Genomic DNA, 21151 nt, shown 5'->3' with positions numbered 1-21151 from the left:
TCCCTATGTTTTCAAGGAAATACAATGACCCGTTCACTTGCTCTATTCGTGATCGGTCTGGTCTTTGGCGGCGGTACAGGATTTGTAATTGCTGCTGCAAACGGCGTCACATTTGATGGCCACGACCATTCTGATCCGTCTCTTCACGGAGCCTCACCCACTGAGACCATGGCCCACGATCATTCCACGGCCTTGAACCTACCGGCAGGCACAGATGCACCTACACTGGACATCGCTCTGACACAGGATCCTATGTCTGGCTGGAACCTGCATGTTATGCCAAAAAACTTTACCTTCGCACCGCAGAACGCATCGACCGCAGACATGGCAGGCGAAGGGCACGCGCATGTTTACATCAACGGAGAAAAGCTCGCCCGGCTTTACGGCAGTTGGATGCACATTGATCAGTTGCCCAAAGGTGAGGTCGAGGTTTCGGTTTCGCTGAATTCCAACAGCCATAGCCCGCTTTCGGTCGATAACGTGCCGGTTCGTGCTGCGGTTACGGTTCAGGTTGACTAAAGCGCCGGAATACGCGCACGCAAACACATCCGAAGCCGCCCGCAGGGTCGGGCGTCTTCGATCCAGCCCAGCGGGCTGTTCAGGTAAGTACGGCAAGTTTCAGCGATATCCGCAGCATCCGCCACCACATCGACACCCGAAAACACATAAGATGCGCGCCCCAGCGCCTGTATAGCCAGCGCCGTGGGTTCCGCGCAGCTGCTGAAACAGGCGTGTTCGCTCAATTCGACCTGATCCGTCAATCCAGCCCTTTTCAGTGCGTCCTTCACAGCCTGCACCTCGGCCGCCCGATCGCGTGCGGTGCCACAGGTTTTGCAGATCATCAGGCGCATCCGATCCAGACCTTTCCCTTCGTCCTGCGCCCGTTTCTGCGGCTTTAAGCGGCGCGGCGCAATCCCGAATGCACACAAGATTGTGAGTGCGACGTTCTCACATTTCTGGCAGGATTCCTGCAGACACCTTAAAAGGAAGCCTCTGGATGAAACTGCTTTGGACCGTCTTCGCCCTGCTGGCCCTGCCCGCCTGGGCCGACGAACCGCTCTCGGGATGGGCCGTGTATCCAACGGGCAAAAGCTATGATGAATTAGTCTCGGACACCAAATCGGCGGTTAAGGCAAACGGTCTGATCGTGGTCACGCAGGCCGGCCCCACCAAAGCCGCCGCCGCGCGGGGAATTACAATCCCAGGCAATCTGGTGATCGGCGCCTTCAACAATGACTATGCGGTGCGCGTGCTGGAAACCTCGGTGCGCGCAATGATCGAAGCACCGATCCGGTTTTACGTGACCGAAAACGAGGACGGCACCGCCACCCTATCCTATAAAACGCCCAGCTTTGTATTCGCGCCCTATATCTATGAGGGCGGAGACCCCCTGAGGGACATTGCCCAGGAATTGGATGACACCTTTCAGATCGTGGCCGAAGCCGCTGTCAAATAGTCACACTGGCGTGATGCGCCTTGCGTCCGGGTCTGTCCTCCGCAATCTGCGTTGAAACAGTTTTCGGAGCTTTACTGATGCAGGACTCGTCGCCCCGCGCTGCGGACATTCTGGCCCAACGGCTTTATGAGGCTGGCTGCCGCCACGCTTTTGGCATGCCAGGTGGCGAGGTGCTGACCCTAGTGGATGCGTTGGAAAAGGCGGGGATAACCTTTCACCTGACCAAACACGAGAACGCGGCCGGCTTTATGGCCGAGGCGGTGCATCACCGCGACGGCGCCCCGGCCATTCTGGTGGCCACACTCGGCCCAGGCGCGATGAACGGGATCAATGTGGTCGCCAATGCGTTGCAGGACCGGGTGCCAATGATCGTGCTGACCGGCTGTGTCGACGCAGATGAGGCGCTGACATACACCCATCAGGTCATGGATCACGCACGGGTCTATCGCTCGATCACCAAAGGGACGTTCATGCTGACCGCCAAAGGCGCGGATATTATCGCAGACAAAGCGGTGTCGCTGGCCAATCAACCGCGCCCAGGACCGGTGCATATCGACGTGCCGATTTCGGTTGCGGATGCGCCTGTGACCGATGTCAAACGCCGCCGTCTTGTCAAACCTGCCGCCGTCGCGCCCGAGGGGGATTGCGTTGAAAAAGCCCGCCGCTGGGTGGCACAGGCCGAACGGCCCATCGCGATTATCGGCCTGGATGTTCTATATGACGACTCGCGCAATGTGGTGCAGGCGTTCCTTGAACATTTTGGCATTCCTTTTGTGACAACCTACAAGGCCAAGGGCGTGATTCCCGAGGATCATCCACTGTGCCTTGGCGGCGCGGGCCTGTCGCCGCTGGCCGACACCCATCTAGTGCCGCTGGTTGAACAGGCCGATCTAGTGTTGTGTCTGGGCTATGACCCGATCGAAATGCGCCCTGGCTGGCGCGAGATATGGGACCCCGAAGAAAAGCGCGTCATCGACATTTCGGCGGTTCCGAACGATCACTACATGCATCAGGCCGGGTTGAACCTGGTGGCTGATACCGGCGCGACCCTCGAGGCCGTTGCAAAGGGCAACCCTGCCCGCGCCACCTGGCCCGGCGGTGAGCCCGAACAGGTTCGGGCCGCCCTGGCGCGAGCCTTCCCTACTGATGACGTATGGGGTCCCGCCGCGGTAATTGCGGAAACCCGCGCGGCTCTTCCTGCCGAGACATTGGCCACCGCTGACAGCGGCGCACATCGCATCCTTCTCAGCCAGATGTGGGGATGTTCCGAAGAACGCGGGCTGATCCAGTCTTCGGCGCTCTGCACCATGGGCTGCGCTCTGCCAATGGCCATCGGGCTGAAGCTGGCCGAACCCACGCGCCCGGTCATCAGCTTTTCCGGTGATGCCGGGTTCCTGATGGTCGCCGGAGAACTGTCGACCGTTGCCGAGATGGGTGGTAACCCGATTTTCCTGGTGTTCGTTGACGCCAGCCTTGCCCTGATAGAATTGAAACAGCGTCAGCGGCAAATGGGGAACGTAGGCGTCGATTTCGACCGCCACGACTTTGCAGCTTTGGGCCGGGCCTTCGGTGGGAATGGTCACACGGTGCGCACCCGCGCCGAACTGAGGGATGCTCTGGAAGCGGCAACCAAGTCTGATAGGTTCACCGTAATCGCTGCTGAGATTGACCGCGGAGGATATGATGGCCGGATCTGAAGGGCCGCTGAAGGGCGTCAAGGTTCTGGACCTGTCCCGCATTCTGGCCGGACCGACCTGCACACAGTTGCTGGGCGATTTGGGTGCCAGCGTTATCAAGATCGAAAACCCTGCCACTAAAGGGGACGACACGCGCCAGTGGGGCCCACCCTATGTCGCAGATGCCGACGGGGTTCCATCGGATCTTAGTGCCTATTTCATGTCAGCCAACCGCAACAAGAAATCGGTCGCCATCGACATCACCACACCCGAAGGTCAGGCGGAAATTCGGCGGCTGGCCTCGTTTGCGGACATCCTGATCGAGAATTTCAAACCCGGCGGGCTTGCGAAATACGGGCTGGATTACAAATCGCTCTCGCAGGAATTCCCTAGCCTCGTCTATTGTTCGATCTCAGGCTACGGGCAGGATGGGCCTAACGCATCAAAGCCCGGATATGATCTGATGGCGCAGGGCTATGGCGGTGTCATGTCTCTGACCGGCGATCCCCAAGGGGCGCCGATGAAAGTTGGAGTTGGTATCGCTGATGTCATGTGCGGTATGTATGCCTGCGTTGGCATTCTGGCAGCATTGCGCCACCGGGACCAGACCGGAGAGGGACAGCAAATTGATCTGGCTCTGGTCGATTCCCAGATTGCGTGGCTGATCAATGAAGGCGTGAATTATCTGACATCCGGCAATGTGCCACAACGCCGTGGGAATGGTCATCCAAATATTGTTCCATATGACGTTTATGAAACCGCCGATGGCCATGTGATCCTTGCTGTAGGTAATGACAGTCAGTTCCGCCGGTTCTGCGAATTCATCGACCAACCTGATCTGGCGGATGACGTCCGCTTTGCGACGAATCCAGCGCGGCTGGAAAACCGGGATGCGTTGAACGCCCTATTGCGCCCTGCGGTTCAGTCATATGACACAACAACCGTCATCGCAGAACTTGAGGCACGCAAAGTACCAGTTGGGCCGGTCCAGACCCTGGATCAGGTTTTTGACACCGAGCAGGTCGCGGCGCGGCAAATGCAGATCGCGATGCAGGCTGCCCCGGCCGAGGTAAAACTGATCGGAAACCCGCTGAAATTGTCGCGGACACCGGTTACCTACCGGACGGCTCCGCCACAGTTCGGAGCGGACACTGCAGCAGTCCTGAACGCTAAGAACCCATTTGAAGATTGAAACACAATGCCTTACTAGGCGGCATATTGCTGAAACATGCCGTTGAATCGGCGGATTTTTTCACGTTTTCCACACACAGCTTTTCACCAATTCGAGAGCAGGGCCGATACTGATACGACCCCGCCTGACTCTCTGCTAAATCGAATAAAGTAATAAATCGCAAATGGATTGGATCCCGCGCATGAAACAAGATGTTTTCGGACAGATGAACACTCTTTGCCATTCGGCCAGTGTCGAGGCGTGGAATGGTGTTCTGCTTGGTTTCATGGCGCATTCAGCTGTCACACCCCAGCATCTGGGCAAAGTGCTAGAGCTTGAGCCCGATTTCGCGCTTGGTCACGCCATCAAAGGTCTGTTCCTGGTCCTGCTGGGTCGGCGCGAGATGATGCCAGTTGCAGCGGAAGCGTTGAATGCTGCCAACACCGCTATGGATCGCCAACCGGTAACTGAGCGCGAGCGGCTTTATGTCGACGCGTTGGCCCTTTACCTGTCCGACCTGCCCTCACATGCAATCCAGAAGTTTGAAGAAATTCTGCGCCTCCACCCACAGGACTCGCTGGCGATGAAACTCAGCCACGCAACACGGTTTGTCTTGGGAGATGCCGCTGGTATGCGACGGTCGATCGAACGTGTCCTGCCTGCTTATGAACCCGACCACGCCGGCCGCGGATATCTTCTGGGGTGCCATTCCTTCGCGCTTGAGGAAACCGGGGCCTATGAAAAAGCCGAAATCGCCGGACGTCAGGCACTGTGGATGGTGTCGGATGATGCCTGGGGTCTGCACGCAGTGGCCCATGTGCACGAGATGACCGGCAATGCGCAGCAAGGTCTTGATTGGCTGGCCGGACGCGAGGATGCCTGGGCGCATTGCAACAACTTTCGCTATCATGTCTGGTGGCACAAGGCGCTGATGCATCTGGACCTGGGCCAGGTCGAACAGGTTATGGAACTGTATGACCAGTATGTCCGGCAGGACAAAACCGACGATTACCGTGACATATCGAATGCCACGTCGCTTTTGTCCCGGCTCGAGCTTGAGGGCGTCAAAGTTGGAAACCGCTGGGAGGAACTGGCCGACCTCAGCGCCGCCCGGACCGAAGATGGCTGCCTGATCTTCGCCGATCTTCACTATCTGCTGGCCCTGACCGGCGACAACCGGACCGAAGCGACCGGCAAAATGCTGCAGCGCATCCAGAAAGATGCCCAGCGCAATCAGGGCGACACTCCGATCCGGATGTCGGATCCCGGTATTGCCGCAGCCAAAGGGCTTGAAGCTTTTGGCGACGGCCTTTACGGCGAAGCATTTGATTTCCTGTCGAATGCACGGGGCGGAATGCAACTGGCCGGTGGTAGCCATGCCCAACGTGATGTATTCGAGCGCATCACTATTGATTCCGGCCTGCGTGCCGGCCGTTTGGATGCTGTCGAGCGCATTCTAGACGACCGCCGTGCCAAGCGGGCCGGGGGTGAGGACAATTATGCTATGGCGCGCCGCGCATTGATCGATGCGGCCCGCGAAAACCAAGACGCACAAAGCGTTCCGGCAGAATAACAAAACAAAAAGACTGAAGAAGGACAGAACTCGTATGGCGACTCTATCGCCCGCTTCTGATTTTGCACCTGTGGCAGCCACCTCGGCCGCCCCTGTTAGTACGCGCGACCCGCGTCTGGATTTCTATCGCGGAATTGCGATGTTCATCATCCTGATTGCGCATATTCCCAACGACCCCTGGGCCAAGTGGATCCCTGCCCGGTTTGGTTTTTCGGATGCAACCGAGATTTTTGTTTTTTGTTCGGGCATGGCCTCGGCCATCGCCTTTGGCGGCGCGTTCCTGCGCAAGGGCTGGTGGATGGGCACTGCGCGGGTATCATACCGGATCTGGCAGGTTTACTGGGCGCATATCGGCCTGTTCTTCTTTGTCGCGATGACGATGGCTGCGCTGAATCAAACAGGCCTGTTTGAGAAGAACTACATCTCGTCCCTGAACCTGCAGCATTTCTTCAATGATCCTGCGCCGCAGATCGTCGGCCTGTTCACCCTGACCTACGTGCCGAATTATTTCGACATTCTACCCATGTATCTGGTGGTTCTTGCAATGATGCCGCTGTTCATGGGCCTGTCCCGCATCGGATTCTGGGCAGTTGCAGCCACATCCGTTGCTATCTGGCTCGTGGCGCAGACCGACATTCTGGACCTGCCTGCCGAGCCCTGGTCGGATCGTCAGTGGTTCTTTAACCCTTTTGGCTGGCAGTTGCTGTTCTTTACTGGCTTTGCATTCATGCGCGGCTGGATCCCAGCCCCTCCGGTGTCAAAAACGCTGATCTGGGCAGCGGCGCTGTTCCTGATCTTTTCAATGCCCTTCGGGTCGTGGAAAGTGTTCACATGGGTGAATGCCGCAGCCCCGGACTTGGCCGATGAAATCCGCAAAGTCTGGCCCATCACGAAGGAATTCCGCGACAAGACCGATTTCGGTCTGTTTCGCTACATGCATTTCCTGTCGCTGGCCTATCTGGGCTGGGTCGCTGCTGGCGAGCATGGACACCGCCTGATCGCAACCGGTCAGAGCGCAGGTGCCAAAGCCTGGCAATTCGTACTGACCCTGGTCACCAAAGTGGGTCAGCAATCACTTGCCGTATTCGTATTTTCCATGGCAGCAGCACGACTTATCGGCGTTGGGCTCGATTTGTTTGGGCGGGATTTTGCCAGTGTCTTTGTCGCTAATATGATTGGCTTTGCCATGATCATCAGCGTGGCCTATTTGGCCGCGTGGTTTAAGTCACAACCCTGGAAATCAAAGAAATGAAATTCACACGTCGCGCATTTCTGGCCACGACTTCAGCGCTTGCCTTCGCCCCGGCCACCTTTGCCGTGGGCGGAGAGGTCCCGTTTGACCGCAGTGACGTGATCGCGCTGGCCCGCGAGTTGGCCGCAAAGCCCTTTGCCGAGCGCGAGATGGTCCCGCAGGAATGGCAGGACCTGACCTATGAACAATACCGCTCGATTCGGTTCCGCCTGGATCGTGCGCTTTGGTTCGAATCTGAGACGCCTTTCAACGTAGATTTCTTTACGCCCGGGCTTTATTTTCCGCGTACGGTTCAGGTATCGACCGTCGAAAACGGCATGGCAAAACCCGTAGCCTTCGATCTGTCAATGTTTGACAAGTCGACCGAGGTTCCTCAGTTGCCCGTCGACGACACGCTGGGTTTTTCGGGCCTGCGCCTGCGGACTGAAATGCACCGCCCTGGCAAAACGGATGAGTTCTGCGTCTTCCAAGGCGCCAGCTATTTCCGCGCCATCGGCTTGCACGAGGTCTACGGCCTGTCGGCCCGGGGGCTGGCGCTGAAAACCGGCGATCCGGATGGTGAAGAATTTCCCGAATTCATTCGTTTCTGGCTGGAACGTCCCAAGCCCGGTCAGCGCAACATGGTCGTTCACGCCCTGATGGACAGCCCGAGCGTGACAGGGGCCTATCGGTTCAATGTCACGGCAGGCGCGGATTGCGTGATGGAGGTCGAGGCCACTCTGTTCCCGCGTATGGAACTGACCCATGTCGGCATTGCACCCGGCACGTCGATGTTCCTGTTCGATCAGACCAATCACAGCCGTTTCGACGATTTCCGCCCTGCGGTGCATGACAGCGACGGGCTGTTGATCCGCAACGGCGCTGGCGAGGTCCTGTGGCGGCCTTTGGCAAACCCGACCCGCCTGCAGTTCTCGTCCTTTGTTGACATGAACCCGCGCGGGTTTGGCCTGATGCAGCGGAAACGCGCGTTCTCGGATTATGCCGATCTTGAAGCGAGTTACCACAAACGCCCCGGCCTCTGGGTCGAACCAACTGGCGATTGGGGCAAAGGTGCGGTCACTCTGGTCGAAATCCCGGCTGATCAAGAGATCTATGACAATATCGTTTCCTACTGGCGCCCGATGGAGCCCTACGCGGCTGGTAGCCAGGTGGACCTGTCCTATCGCCTGATCTGGGGTGAGGAACCACAGAGCACCCCGATGCCGCGCGTGATCAGCACCGCGATGGGTGACAACACATTTGGTGAAGGCCGTCTGGCCGTGATCGACTTTGAGGCCAGCGAGCTGTTCGACGACCCAGAGGCTATGACGATCTTTGTCAACTCGCCCCATGCGGAAACTTCCGAAGGCGTTCTGCAGCGCAACCCCGATACGGGCGGTCTGCGGTTGGCCTTTTCCTTCGAGCCGGGCGACCGGAACCATGTGGAACTGCGGGCGCAACTGCTGAAGGACAAGCAGCCTGCCTCCGAAGTCTGGCTGTATCGTTGGACCTCATGAGCAGCGATCTGCATATCATGCCGCCTGAGGCACCTCTGGCGATGCCAGAGCAGAACTTTAGCGCCGGGTTCCGTGACGCGCAGGCGCCCGGGCGCAGGCGTGCATCTGCGGGGTTCTGGCGCGCACTGGCGTTCTCGCCCGCGATGGCGGCTACGCTGGGCCTGCTGTGGGTCATGGCCGACTGGTTCGGTGCCGAAGGGATCAACCTGATCGAAGCCATTCTGCTGACGCTGATCTCATTCAACTTTTTCTGGATCTCTTTCACGGTCTGCACCGTTTTGTTGGGTATGATTTCCCTGTCGCGGCAGGAACAGCCCAAACGTCAGGGCCGCCCACAGGCGCTGCGCGTCGCGCTTCTTATGCCGGTCTATAATGAAGTACCCTGGAACGTGCTGGGCAACGCCCGCACTATGCTGGAAGACTTGCGTGCGCGGGATGGCCAGCACCACTATGCGATGTTCATCCTCTCGGACACGCGCGACCCCGAGATCGCGGCGCAAGAGCAGGCAAGTGTCGAGGCGTTGCGCACCACCCTCGCCCCTGGGCTTGAGCTGTACTACCGCCGCCGCGAACAGAACACAGACCGCAAGGTCGGCAATATCGCCGATTGGGTCAGCCGCTGGGGCGCGGATTGGGATGCGATGCTGGTGCTGGATGCCGACAGCCTGATGACCGGCCGCGCCATCCTGCGCCTGACGGATTCCTTGGCACGTGACCCGGGCGCAGGCCTGATTCAGAGCTACCCTCAGTTAATTGGCGCTCAGTCGGTTTTTGCTCGGATGCAGCAATTTGCCAATGGTGTTTATGGTATCGCCTTCGCCGAAGGTCTAGCCCGCTGGTGTGGTCAGGAAGGCAACTATTGGGGCCATAACGCGATTATCCGCACCAAAGCGTTTGCCAACTGCGCCGGGCTGCCGAAACTGCGCGCGATGAATGGTCAGGAAAAGCTGATCATGAGCCATGATTTCGTCGAGGCCGGCCTCATGCGGCGCGCCGGATGGGGCGTGCGGTTCCTGCCGCGTATCCGGGGCTCTTACGAGGAAACCCCGCCCACGCTGATCGACCACGCGTTGCGTGACCGGCGCTGGTGTCAGGGCAATTTGCAACACCTGAAGTTGCTGGGCTCAACCGGATTCCGCGCTGTATCGCGGTTCCATATGTTCCACGGCGCAGTCGGGTATCTGATGTCGCCGCTGTGGTTTGCCTTGCTGGTGATGTGGGCGCTGATTGGTCAGGGCGAGGATGCCTCGGTCCTGCATTATTTCAGCCCCGACAATCCGCTGTTCCCGCAATGGCCCGAGATGTCGGAAACCCGCCACGTGCTGATCATTCTGGTCATGTATGCCATGTTGCTGGCCCCCAAAGTGTTGGGCGTGCTGGCCCTGCCTCTCAGCGGTGTGCGCTATGCCGATTTCGGTGGCGCGGGCAAATTCATGACCTCATTCATCTCAGAGGTTATCCTGTCGATCCTCTATGCCCCGATCCTGATGGTGCAGCAGATGATCGCCGTGTTCAGGACTGTTTTTGGAGTTCAAAAGGGCTGGTCCCCTCAGGCGCGCGATGGTGGCAGCTATGGCCTGCGGACGCTGATCATGTGTCACACGCTGGAAACTGTCAGCGGTATCGCCCTGGGCGCTGGTATCCTGTCGGGTCTGGTGTCGATCTGGCTGGCACCGATTGCAATCAGCCTGGCCTTTGCAATCCCGCTTTCGGCGCTCAGCGGTGTCTCAACCTCACCCGCGCGGCGCATGGTCGGGATGAAAGAGGATGTTCAGGAACCTGCAATCACCCGGTCGGCCCGTCGCCACAGGGATGAGCTAAAGCGTCTGGTTGAAGGCAAAACCGTAATGACTCCTGCCGAGTAAACGCTGTGATCAGCCGCCCGGCAGGCCTTCGTACCAATCCACCATCATATCCGACCATCCCTGCGGCACGTTGTGGCCACCGGGGAAAAGCGCGAATTCCAACATCGCGCCATCGGCACATCCAGTCCATCTGCGGCGCATAAACTGCCCGGTCGCGGAAAATCCGCTGGGTTTGGTATCGACGCATTCATTTGCGACCCGCCAAATTTCCAGACCGGCAAAGATATCGCCCTGATGGAATCGACCACCGCCCAAAAGGCGCCCTTCCAGCGGGACTACATTGTCGGACCAGCCATGGGTGTGAAACATACGCACCGGGCCATCGCAGGCCTCGGGATGCGGTCGCCAAAACCCACCTGAAACCGGAGCATAGGCCGAAAACGCATCCGGCGCCGCGCAGGCGAGGTAGTAGACCATGAAGGCCCCCGCAGAAAACCCGCCCAACACGACGCGGTCATCATCGACCCCGAACCGGTCCGACGCATCCTGAACCACCTCGCGCAGAAAAGCCGTTTCGTCACGCCCCTCCCAACCCGGGAAGAAATTCCAGCTTTGGCGGCCGTTACGCTCGGACCCCTCCGGTGCCATAACCGCATATCCACGCGCAAGCAGAGGATCGACCAAGCTGCGGTTCTTCAGCGTTCCGGTCGCAGTCCCGCCATAACCGTGCAGAAACACCACCAGCGGTGGGTTTTTGGTTTCAGGAAGTTCGATATGGTACCCACCCGACGGCGTTTCGCACATGTCTTCCTGATCGACACAGGCGGCCATTCCTGCCTTACAGATCACGGCCATCCCGACCGACAGAAACAAGCTTCGGATCATTCTGCTTTCCCATCATAGTGTTGAACCGGCAGGCCTGCCCGGATCCAGCCTGGCCCTGCTGCTGAGCCTAACATACCCTCGGGCACGTCGATGATATTTGCGAACCCCGCCTCGGACAGCCGGTTGCTCAGCCGGGCCGAGCGCACACCGCGCGCGCAGATCAGGGCGATCGGGGCATCGTGGTCTCCGCCGACAATCTGCAGCAGCGCCTCATCAAAATCATCGCGACGCATGTCTAGGGGATGCGCGCCTTCGCCCACGCCTGAGGCATCCCATTCGCGTGGGGTACGGATGTCCACCAAAAATATATCTCCAAGCCTAGCTTGCTGATGCGCATCCCTGACACTGATCCGACCGCCCGCATAGCTCTGTGGGATCAGGCGGTATTCACGGATTGCAAAACCGCCCAGAACAGCAGCCGCACCAAACAGCAGAACCTTTCGCCGTGTCCGGTTTGCCCCAGCAGCCACTGTAATCCCTCCTGATCCGATGCGGTCCTATGTATCACAGCAGCTTATCCAGTTCCGTGTCGAAATTAACCTGCCTGTTCAAGTTCGTGTCATCGCCGCTTTACCTGTGCCATCCTCTGCCTTGGGGCCCCTGAACAGGCAGAATGGCTTGCAATCGCTGGACACTCCGCGAATTATCCTTACAAAATCAATAGCACTTTTGACCGCCCAGACCGGAGTATCGCAGTTGTCCCTATTCCTCATCGCGGCCCTTCCCTTCCTCGGAGCTGTATTCCCAGCCCTTTTGATCCGGGCTGGACGAAACGCAGCAGCCTCGGCCGCTGGGTTGACCACTTTTCTGGCGCTGATGGGGCTGTTGATTCACATCCCAACCGTGATGCGCGGCGAGGTCGTTACCGCCCGGTTCGACTGGATTCCGGCACTGGGCCTAAACGCCAATTTCATGTTGGACGGCCTTGGGTTTCTGTTCGCGCTGCTGATCCTTGGCATCGGTTTGCTGATCATCCTCTACGCCCGGTTCTATCTCTCGCGCGAAGACCCGATGGGGCAGTTTTACACCTATTTGCTGCTGTTTCAGGGCGCGATGGTGGGAATTGTTCTGTCGGACAATATCCTGCTTTTGCTGATATTCTGGGAACTTACCTCGCTTAGTTCATTCCTTTTGATCGGATATTGGAAACACCTCCCCGAGGGGCGACAGGGCGCACGTATGGCGCTGGCTGTGACCGGCTCTGGCGGCTTGGCGATGATTGCGGGGATGCTAATCCTGGGCAATATCGTTGGCTCTTATGACCTAAGCGTCATTCTCCAGAACAAAGAGCTGATCCAGTCTTCACCCTATTACATGCCAGCGCTGATCCTGATTTTGCTGGGGTGTTTCACCAAATCGGCACAGTTTCCCTTCCATTTCTGGCTGCCACACGCGATGGCCGCCCCTACGCCAGTATCAGCCTATCTGCACTCGGCCACGATGGTGAAGGCAGGGTTGTTCCTGATGGCCCGCATGTGGCCCGTTCTGGCGGGGACTGATGCGTGGTTCTACATTGTGGCCACAACCGGCCTGGTAACCATGCTGATCGGGGCCTGCATCGCCCTGTTCAAAGACGATCTCAAGGCGCTGCTGGCGTTTTCGACCGTGTCGCATCTGGGACTGATAACCATGCTGCTGGGGTTTGGAACCAAGATCGCCGCCGTTGCTGCCATCTTCCACATCATCAACCATGCGACGTTCAAAGCAGCCCTGTTCATGACCGCCGGGATCGTGGATCACGAGGCCGGGACCCGCGACATCAAGCGACTGGGCGGATTGCGCCATTTGATGCCCATCACCTTCACCATCGGGACGATTGCCGCACTTTCCATGGCCGGTCTACCTCCGCTGAACGGGTTTCTGTCCAAGGAGATGATGCTGGAGGAAACGGTCCACACAACCTGGCTGCATTCGCATTATCTTGTGCCCGGACTGGCGCTGCTGGCGGCCTTGTTCTCTGCAGCCTATTCGTTCCGCTTTGTTGGTCACGTGTTCCTTGGTCCAGTACGCGACGATTACCCAACCCATCCACATGACCCGCCGGCCGGGCTTTGGCTTGCACCCGCTTTCCTGGTCGTGCTTGTCGTCCTGATCGGTCTTTATTCCAACGCCATCGTAGGTCCGCTGGTGGCGGTTGTTTCAAGTGCGGTAATCGGGGGCGAGAAACTGCCCTATTATTCGCTGAAACTCTGGCACGGGTTTACGCCTGCCTTGTATATGTCCGCGTTCGCCACACTGGGTGGCCTGGCCTTGCTGGCACAGCATCGGCGTGGTGAGTTCATCTGGAATGCCCTGCCCAGACCCGAGGCGAAAACCATTTTTGACGCAGTAATCGCTGCGCTTACGGCGACCAGCCGCTGGGTCACAGATACTCTGCATAACGGGGTTCTCAGCCGGTATGCGGCCATCCTGATCGTCTTTACGGTTGGGCTGGGATATTATGCATTCGCCACCGGATCTATTGGCGTTGAAACACGCGCGCCCCTACCCGTTCAGATCATTCCGTTCATTGGCTGGATCTGCCTGATCGCCGCGACACTGGCCATCATGTGGTTTCACCGCAACCGGCTGTTATCCTTGGTGCTGATCGGGGTCGTGGGCCTGATCGTCTCGATGGCCTTCAACTATCTGTCCGCACCCGACCTTGCCCTGACACAGATTTCTGTCGAGGTAGTGACGATGATCCTGCTGTTGTTGTCACTTAACTTCCTGCCCACGGACACACCCTGGGACAGCAGCGCGGCGCGGCGTTGGCGGGATGCGGCAATTTCGGTCGTGGCAGGCATAGGATCAGGTGCGTTGATCTACGCGTTGATGCTGCGGGATTTCGGTTTCCCGAGCATTTCCGAATTCCATCTGGCCAACTCGTATAAGGGCGGCGGAGGCACCAATGTGGTCAACGTGATCCTGGTGGATTTCCGTGGCTTTGATACCTTCGGCGAAATCATCGTTCTGGGCATTGCCGCCCTGATCATCTTTGCCCTGACCGAGGCGGTTCTGGAAACCAATGTCCGGGGGTATTTGCTGAACCGTAAACCGCACTGGCCGCAATCGGGTGACTCTCATCCGTTGATGATGGTCGTGGCGACAAGAGTGATGATGCCGATCGCGCTGATGGTCGGGGCCTATATCTTTTTCCGCGGCCATAACCAGCCAGGCGGAGGGTTCATCGCCGGTCTGGTCGTCGCCATCGCCTATCTGATGCAATATATGGCCAGCGGCTATACCTGGGCCATCGAACGGCAACGGTTCTATTATCACGGCACAATCGGCTGGGGCGTTCTGATCGCCGCAGCAACTGGAATTGGCGCATGGTTCAATGAACGTCCCTTCCTGACCAGCGATTTCGGATATCTGAACTGGCCGCCGCTGGAAGAGTTCGAATGGGCAACCGCCATGCTGTTCGATACCGGCGTGTTCCTTGCGGTTTTGGGCGCGGTGATGCTGGCACTGGATAGCCTGTCCCGCTTGGCCTGGCAGCCCGGCATGGCGCAGGAATTCCCGATGGATATCAACCCGCTGCGGGACGATCCGCCTGAAGAAGAACAAGAAGAAAAGGAGCAGGTCTGATGGAAGCGCTCGTAGCCTCTGCGGTTGGCGTGATGACCGCCGCCGGGATTTTCCTGATCCTGCGTCGCCGGACTTTTCCGGTCATTCTGGGACTGTCTCTACTGACCTATGCGGTGAACGTCTTTTTGTTTGCCACCGGGCGGCTGGCTTTGGACGCGCCGCCGGTTCTGAACAAATATGAAGAGGTCGCCTATACCGATCCCTTGCCGCAGGCCCTGGTGCTGACCGCCATCGTGATTTCATTCGGGATGACTGCGGTGATCGTGATGATCTCGCTTTCGGCTTACCTGTCGGCCAAGGATGACCACATCGACATGGCCGCTCATGACAATACGGACGCGCCGGGAGAAGACGCATGAACCATTGGATCGTTGCGCCAGTCGTCCTGCCCGCGATTCTGGCTCCGTTCATCATCATGGTCCTACGATACCACCTTGATTTGCAGCGCATATTCTCGGTCGCCGGTGTCGTGGCACTGCTTGGCATCGCCCTGACAATCACCGCACAGGCCGCAGGTGGAGACATTCTGGTCTATGAGTTGGGCAACTGGCCAGCGCCCTTTGGAATCGTGCTGGTGCTGGATCGGTTATCTGCCATGATGGTCTTGCTGACCGCGCTTTTAGCCCTTCCGATAGTGCTTTATTCGATTGCCTCCGGATGGGATGCACGCGGCAAGCACTTTCATCCCTTATTCCACTTTCAGCTTATGGGCGTATGCGGTGCCTTTCTGACAGGTGACGCCTTTAACCTGTTCGTGTTCTTCGAGGTATTGCTGATCGCGTCCTACGGTTTGATGACGCACGGCGGTGGAGCCGTTCGGCTCAAGGCAGGCGTGCAATATGTCGCCTACAACCTTTTGGGCTCAACGCTGTTTTTGTTTGCCCTTGGCACGCTCTATTCAGTGACCGGCACGCTGAACATGGCGGATATGGCTGTACGGATTGCCGAGCTTCCGCTCGAAGACACCGCTCTGATAAGAGTGGGTGCTGCCCTGTTGCTGCTGGTATTCTGCATTAAGGCTGCAGTTCTGCCGCTGCATTTCTGGCTACCGGCCAGCTATGCGAATGCTCCTATGCCAGTTGCCGCGCTGTTTGCGATCATGACAAAGGTCGGGGCGTACTCGATCTTGCGCATGTACACGCTTGGCTTTGGCCCCGAGGTTTTGGTTGCGCATGATCTTGTGATCAACTGGCTGCAACCTGCCGCTTTGGTAACTTTGGCGGTTGGTACAATCGGCATATTGGGCTCACGGCACATCGCGCGCCTTGTGGCTTTTTGCGCCATCGCGTCAATGGGTACCCTGCTGATCGCAATTTCCCTGTTCACCGAAACGGCCACTGCTGCCGCTTTGTTCTATATTTATCATTCGACACTGGCGACGGCGCTGTTGTTCCTGATTGCTGATCTGGTGATCGAGCGGCGCGGAGGCGCAATTGCCCCAAAGCACCCTATGGCACAGACCGGACTGATTTCCGCACTGTTCTTTATTGGTGCGATTGCTTTGGCCGGGATGCCGCCCCTGTCTGGGTTCATCGGCAAACTGCTGGTCCTGGACGCCGCGCGAGATGCACCAGACGCAAATACGGTCTGGGCTGTGGTATTGATCGGCTCATTCGTAACCATAGTAGGGTTGGCCCGCGCCGGAACTTTGATCTTTTGGAAAAGCCATGACGCCAGCTTGACCACCGACCAAGCCGATACAACTGACGGCGAGACCGCCTTTCAGGCAGCCCCGGAACCTTCGCCCGGGTTGGCCTTTACGTCGGTGTTTGCTTTGATCATCGGTCTGGTCATGCTGACATTGTTTGCCGGGCCTGCAATGAACTACGCTACCAGCACAGCGGAACAGTTGTTTGCACCCGAGAACTACATCTCGGCCGTGTTGGGAGTGGAAGAATGAAAAAACTGCTTCACCGGATATTCCCGCACCCGCATCTGACTTTCCTGCTGACGGTCGTGTGGATTTTGCTGGCAAACACACCATCGCTGAATTCACTGGTGTTTGGCCTTGTGCTGGGGATTATCATCCCCTTCGTCACACAGCCGTATTGGCCAGACCGGCCCGTTCTTCGGAATTGGCCGATGATCACCGAATACATATTGGTGGTTCTATGGGACATTGTTGTCGCCAATATGACAGTTGCCAGGATCATCCTGTTCAAACGGGATTCCGACCGTGAACCGAACTGGGTCTGCATTCCGCTGGAACTGCGCACACCCGAAGCGATTACGGTTCTGGCCGGGACAATCACCATGACCCCCGGCACCGTCAGTTGCGATCTGTCAGCGCAGGGTCACAACTTACTGGTACACTGCCTCGATGCGCCAAACCCGGACGAAGTACGGGATCAGATCAAGCAACGATACGAGCGCAGGCTAAAGGAGATTTTCGAATGATCGAGCTGGCAATCTACTTCGCTTTCGCCTGTTTCGGCGCCGCCATCATGATGTGTCTGTGGCGGATCATTACCGCCGATGGTGTGGGCACACGCGTTCTGGCGCTGGACACGATGGTGATCAACACCATCGCCCTTATGGTGCTTTACGGGCTGTTTCTGGGGACCGAGATTTTCTTCGAGGCCGCCATGATCATCGCAATGCTCGGCTTTGTCTCAACCGTTGCCTACGCGCGCTTTATGCTGCGCGGCAATATCATCGAGTGAGGGCGACATGTCGGTAATCTTTGAATTCCTGGTCGCCTTCTTCCTGGTTGTTTCAGGCATATTTGGTTTTGTCGGATCGTACGGGATGATCAAGCTAAAGGACCCGATGTCCAGGCTTCACGCTCCCACCAAAGCGACAACGCTTGGGGTGGGTGGCGTTCTGATCGCCTCAATCATCCATTCCGTATTGATCGAACATCATCTGTCTCTGCACGAGCTGCTGATCACGCTGTTTCTGTTCCTGACTGCTCCGATCACGGCCCTGTTTATTGCCAAATGGCATATTCACCGCCATGAAAAGCCCCAGGATCTGCCGGACGCGGGTGAGGACAGAATCTGGGCCACACATGCGGTCGAACAGGTCGAAGACGTTCCTGATCACAGAAACACCTGATACCTATGTATAGACCTCCGCTGCCCCTGACCCGCGATCTGGTTCTTATCGGCGGCGGTCATACGCACGCGCTGGTGTTGCGAAAATGGGGGATGAACCCTCTGCCTGGCGCGCGCCTGACGGTCATCAACCCCGCGCCTTCAGCCCCCTATTCAGGGATGCTGCCCGGTTTCGTTGCCGGTCATTATCGCCGGGGTGATCTGGATATTGATCTGGTGCGCCTGGCTCGCTTTGCCGGGGCACGGGTGATATTGGGTGCCGTCGAAGGGTTAGACCCTGACCGGCAAGAGGTACATGTGCCCGGCCGACCGCCCGTCGCCTATGATGTAACCTCGGTTAATGTTGGCATTACATCCGACATGCCGGCCCTGCCTGGATTTTCCGACCATGCGGTCCCCGCAAAACCGTTAGGGTCTTTTGCCACCAAATGGGCCGAGTACCAATCTGGCGCAGGCGCCGCCTCGGTTGCCGTGATCGGTGGTGGTGTTGCCGGGGTCGAGTTGATCATGGCGATGGCCCACGCTCTGCGTTCCGCAAACCGCAGCGCCCGGTTGACCCTGATCGACAATACTCGGGCCCTGACCGCGATTGGCGCAAAGGCGGCCTCGGTCATTCGCAATGCGATGGCTGACCTTGGCATCGACGTGATCGAACAGGCCGCCATCGTTGAAATTCATGCGGATCACATCCGGTTGGAGGACGGGCGCCAGATTGCGGCTGAATTCGTGACGGGGGCGGCGGGGGCCAAACCCTATGGTTGGATGGCGCAGTCCGGGCTGGATCTTCACGATGGATATATCACGGTGAATAGCAGGCTGCAGTCCAGCAATCCTTTTGTGTTCGCAGCCGGCGATTGTGCCCATCTGTCAGAAAACCCCAGACCAAAAGCAGGTGTTTATGCCGTCCGAGAAGCCCCGATTCTTTATGACAATCTTCGGGCCTCACTGGGTGTCGGAAAGATGCGCCCCTATCATCCGCAAAAAGATTACCTCAAGCTGATATCGCTGGGTGGGAAATCCGCATTGGCCGAGCGATTGGGAACCTCGCTCAGTGGTCCGTTGATGTGGAAATGGAAGAACCATATCGACCAGAATTTCATGAATAAGTTCCGGAACCTACCGCAGATGAAAGCAGCAGAGTTGCCCCGCGACCACGCTTTGGGCGTGCCCGAAGTCCTGGGGGAAAAGCCCATGTGCGGTGGGTGCGGCGCAAAGATTGGGCGTCGCGCTTTGCGCAGTGTTCTGTCTGATTTACCGCCCCCCGATCGGCAAGACGTAATACCGCTTTCAGGTGACGATGCGGCTTTGCTTCTCACCGGCGGCGCGCGGCAGGTGATGACCTCGGACCATTTGCGCAGCTTTACCAATGATCCGGTTTTGATGACACGGATCACGGCCATTCACGCATTAGGTGATATCTGGGCGATGGGTGCGGCACCGCAGGCCGCCACCGCGACGATTATTCTGCCTCGGATGTCACCCGCACTGCAACAACGTACCATGTCAGAAATCATGGCCACCGCTAGTGACGTCATCCGCGCAACCGGGGCCGAAATCGTCGGAGGCCACAGTTCGATGGGGGATGAGATGACCATCGGGTTCACTCTGACCGGCCTGTGCGAAAACGACCCGATCATCTTGTCCGGAGCCCGCAAGGGCGACGCTTTGATCCTGACCAAGCCGATTGGCAGCGGCGTGATCATGGCCGCCGAAATGGCCGGTTTGGCCAATGGCATCTGGGTCGCAGAGGCGTTCCGCCACATGGTTCAGCCGCAAGGCGAAGCTGCGCGCATTCTGTTCAGTGCCCATGCGATGACCGATGTGACCGGGTTTGGTCTGGTAGGGCATCTGCAGGGTATTTGCGGTGCCTCGGACTGCGGTGCGGTAATTGCTCTGGATGCGGTTCCCGTGATGGCCGGGGCTGTGGAGCTTAGCGCAAGCGGTGTTCGGTCCACGATCTTCGAAGACAACCGCGCCATTGCGCCTGAACTCGCCAACGGACCTAAGGCTGATCTTCTTTTCGACCCTCAAACCGCCGGAGGGCTATTGGCCGCCGTCCAAGCCGATGACGCGCCAGGCCTGTGTGCAGACCTACGTGCGGCTGGATATCCGGCAGCAATCATCGGCATGATCGACGATACGCCGGGTTTAAAACTTCAGAGCTGATCCAGGACCTGTTCGACCCGCACAGCGACCTCTTTCAGACCGGTACTTGCCAGCGAGGGAACCTGGATCGAGGCCACAATCTCGGTGCTGTGTACGCGCGCGGACTTGGCATAAGCCGGGTCGTAATGCTGTTCCATAAGTGACCGTGTAAGAGCCAACTTGTTATCCCCGTCAATCAGCGCAAACCACCCATCCACCACCTCATGCCCACGGTGAGACCTCAGCGGCGACAGGAGATCTTTCAACCGCTCGGCATCGCTGAGGACATCGTCATATGCCGAGACCAGATATTCCGCGCGCGCTTCTATCGGGGCATCAATCTGAATGCGCACGGCCGCACACATGGCGGACCAAAGCCTCGGCGGCAGGATCAAAGAGCCGATTTTGGACGATTCCGCTTCGACTACGACGGGACGGGTGGGATCAAAACCACAAAGTTCTGCGGCCAGCGCGGATTCGAATGCCTTTTGACTGGGTTGTCCGCCCGGCATTGCCCCCAGCAACGACCCCCGGTGATTGGCAAGCCCTTCGAGATCCAGAACCTGGACACCACGTTCCTGAAGGTGTGTAAGCAGTTCGGTCTTTGCTGTGCCCGTATACCCATCCAGAAGGACGAATTGAAACAGCAACGGATCGTCATACAGATACCGGCTCACCAAGCGGCGATAAGCCCGATAGCCACCCTCGACAACTTCGGCCCGCCAGCCAATCTGTTGTAGCATCCAGGTAAACGAACCAGATCTCTGCCCACCGCGCCAGCAATATACAAGGGGTTTCCACCCCCCCTCGTGATGGGACAGGCTGTGTTCAATGTGGTTGGCCGCATTCCTGAAAACCAGAGCCGCCCCCAGCTTGCGGGCCAGAAACGGGCTTTCCTGGACATAAATCGTCCCGACGCGCGCCCGTTCGTCGTTATCCAGAACTGGCAGGTTGATAGACCCGGGCAAATGATCCTCGGCAAATTCAGCCGGGCTGCGCACGTCTATGGTTGTGTCGAACTCATGCGCGTATAACTGCTGAAGGCTGGTAAATTTCAGAACCATGT

Annotated in this window: 19 protein-coding genes; 15 read left to right on the top strand and 4 right to left on the bottom strand. The window is 58.0% G+C overall.

Translation table 11 applies throughout. From position 1 onward, the window contains the following. The first annotated feature begins 24 nt into the window (after positions 1-24). Positions 25-519 carry a hypothetical protein gene (locus AC2FIC_RS08325; RefSeq protein WP_496692424.1) on the top strand — a complete coding sequence of 165 codons (495 nt, stop codon included), beginning with the start codon at positions 25-27 and terminating at the stop codon, positions 517-519. Here AC2FIC_RS08325 and AC2FIC_RS08320 read toward each other — a convergent pair. Further along, on the bottom strand, positions 516-929 hold the full coding sequence (locus tag AC2FIC_RS08320) for a DUF1636 family protein (RefSeq protein WP_496692425.1): 414 nt from the start codon (positions 927-929) through the stop codon (positions 516-518). The two genes, AC2FIC_RS08325 and AC2FIC_RS08320, sit on opposite strands and share 4 nt — an antisense overlap. Positions 930-997: 68 nt before the next feature. Between AC2FIC_RS08320 and AC2FIC_RS08315 the strand changes: the two genes are divergently transcribed. From AC2FIC_RS08315 to mdoH, 7 genes are all read left to right on the top strand, one after another. Next, positions 998-1456, top strand: coding sequence for a DUF302 domain-containing protein (locus AC2FIC_RS08315; protein WP_271947979.1), 459 nt, complete (start codon positions 998-1000; stop codon positions 1454-1456). A gap of 77 nt (positions 1457-1533) precedes the next feature. Further along, on the top strand, positions 1534-3153 hold the full coding sequence (locus tag AC2FIC_RS08310) for a thiamine pyrophosphate-binding protein (protein WP_496692426.1): 1620 nt from the start codon (positions 1534-1536) through the stop codon (positions 3151-3153). Next, the gene (locus tag AC2FIC_RS08305) at positions 3140-4324 is read left to right on the top strand and encodes a CaiB/BaiF CoA transferase family protein (protein ID WP_142632866.1); all 1185 of its coding nucleotides are present in this window, start codon (positions 3140-3142) and stop codon (positions 4322-4324) included. The genes AC2FIC_RS08310 and AC2FIC_RS08305 overlap by 14 nt, the downstream gene beginning before the upstream one ends. A gap of 181 nt (positions 4325-4505) precedes the next feature. Next, entirely contained in the window at positions 4506-5876 is a 1371-nt protein-coding gene (locus tag AC2FIC_RS08300; RefSeq protein WP_496692427.1) for a tetratricopeptide repeat protein, read from the top strand. Between the two features lie 34 nt (positions 5877-5910). Next, complete coding sequence (locus AC2FIC_RS08295) at positions 5911-7128, top strand: OpgC family protein (protein ID WP_496692428.1); 1218 nt, start codon at positions 5911-5913, stop codon at positions 7126-7128. After that, positions 7125-8624 (top strand): OpgD/OpgG family glucan biosynthesis protein, encoded by a 1500-nt coding sequence (locus tag AC2FIC_RS08290; RefSeq protein WP_496692429.1) that lies wholly within the window; start codon positions 7125-7127, stop codon positions 8622-8624. Before AC2FIC_RS08295 ends, AC2FIC_RS08290 begins: the two co-directional genes overlap by 4 nt. Continuing rightward, entirely contained in the window at positions 8621-10489 is a 1869-nt protein-coding gene (gene mdoH / locus AC2FIC_RS08285) for a glucans biosynthesis glucosyltransferase MdoH (protein WP_496692430.1), read from the top strand. The genes AC2FIC_RS08290 and mdoH overlap by 4 nt, the downstream gene beginning before the upstream one ends. A 9-nt stretch (positions 10490-10498) precedes the next feature. On the opposite strand, the gene AC2FIC_RS08280 is transcribed toward mdoH, so the two are convergent. Beyond that, positions 10499-11314 carry a CE1 family esterase gene (locus tag AC2FIC_RS08280; RefSeq protein ID WP_496692431.1) on the bottom strand — a complete coding sequence of 272 codons (816 nt, stop codon included), beginning with the start codon at positions 11312-11314 and terminating at the stop codon, positions 10499-10501. Further along, positions 11311-11784, bottom strand: a complete 474-nt coding sequence (locus AC2FIC_RS08275; protein WP_496692432.1) for a rhodanese-like domain-containing protein — start codon at positions 11782-11784, stop codon at positions 11311-11313. The genes AC2FIC_RS08280 and AC2FIC_RS08275 overlap by 4 nt, the downstream gene beginning before the upstream one ends. A 226-nt stretch (positions 11785-12010) precedes the next feature. Between AC2FIC_RS08275 and AC2FIC_RS08270 the strand changes: the two genes are divergently transcribed. The 7 genes from AC2FIC_RS08270 to selD are packed head-to-tail and all read left to right on the top strand — an operon-like array spanning position 12011 to position 20106. Next, on the top strand, positions 12011-14884 hold the full coding sequence (locus AC2FIC_RS08270) for a monovalent cation/H+ antiporter subunit A (RefSeq protein ID WP_496692463.1): 2874 nt from the start codon (positions 12011-12013) through the stop codon (positions 14882-14884). Further along, positions 14884-15243, top strand: a complete 360-nt coding sequence (locus AC2FIC_RS08265; RefSeq protein WP_142632852.1) for a Na+/H+ antiporter subunit C — start codon at positions 14884-14886, stop codon at positions 15241-15243. The genes AC2FIC_RS08270 and AC2FIC_RS08265 overlap by 1 nt, the downstream gene beginning before the upstream one ends. After that, positions 15240-16784, top strand: coding sequence for a monovalent cation/H+ antiporter subunit D (locus AC2FIC_RS08260; protein WP_496692433.1), 1545 nt, complete (start codon positions 15240-15242; stop codon positions 16782-16784). Before AC2FIC_RS08265 ends, AC2FIC_RS08260 begins: the two co-directional genes overlap by 4 nt. Beyond that, positions 16781-17281, top strand: coding sequence for a Na+/H+ antiporter subunit E (locus AC2FIC_RS08255; RefSeq protein ID WP_496692434.1), 501 nt, complete (start codon positions 16781-16783; stop codon positions 17279-17281). The genes AC2FIC_RS08260 and AC2FIC_RS08255 overlap by 4 nt, the downstream gene beginning before the upstream one ends. Continuing rightward, a complete protein-coding gene (locus AC2FIC_RS08250; RefSeq protein ID WP_142632846.1) occupies positions 17278-17547 on the top strand; it encodes a K+/H+ antiporter subunit F in 270 nt (89 codons plus the stop codon). Before AC2FIC_RS08255 ends, AC2FIC_RS08250 begins: the two co-directional genes overlap by 4 nt. Before the next feature lie 7 nt (positions 17548-17554). Then, positions 17555-17941, top strand: a complete 387-nt coding sequence (locus AC2FIC_RS08245; protein ID WP_496692435.1) for a Na+/H+ antiporter subunit G — start codon at positions 17555-17557, stop codon at positions 17939-17941. Between the two features lie 5 nt (positions 17942-17946). After that, a complete protein-coding gene (gene selD / locus AC2FIC_RS08240) occupies positions 17947-20106 on the top strand; it encodes a selenide, water dikinase SelD (protein ID WP_496692436.1) in 2160 nt (719 codons plus the stop codon). Here the strand turns inward: selD and mnmH are convergent. Beyond that, the gene (gene mnmH, locus AC2FIC_RS08235) at positions 20097-21149 is read right to left on the bottom strand and encodes a tRNA 2-selenouridine(34) synthase MnmH (protein WP_496692437.1); all 1053 of its coding nucleotides are present in this window, start codon (positions 21147-21149) and stop codon (positions 20097-20099) included. The genes selD and mnmH overlap by 10 nt on opposite strands. Positions 21150-21151 lie beyond the last annotated feature (2 nt).

Source organism: Ruegeria sp. CDSC079 (genome assembly GCF_059610505.1).
Note: the sequence above shows the minus strand (reverse complement) of the source record. Positions and strands in the feature narration are given on the sequence as shown.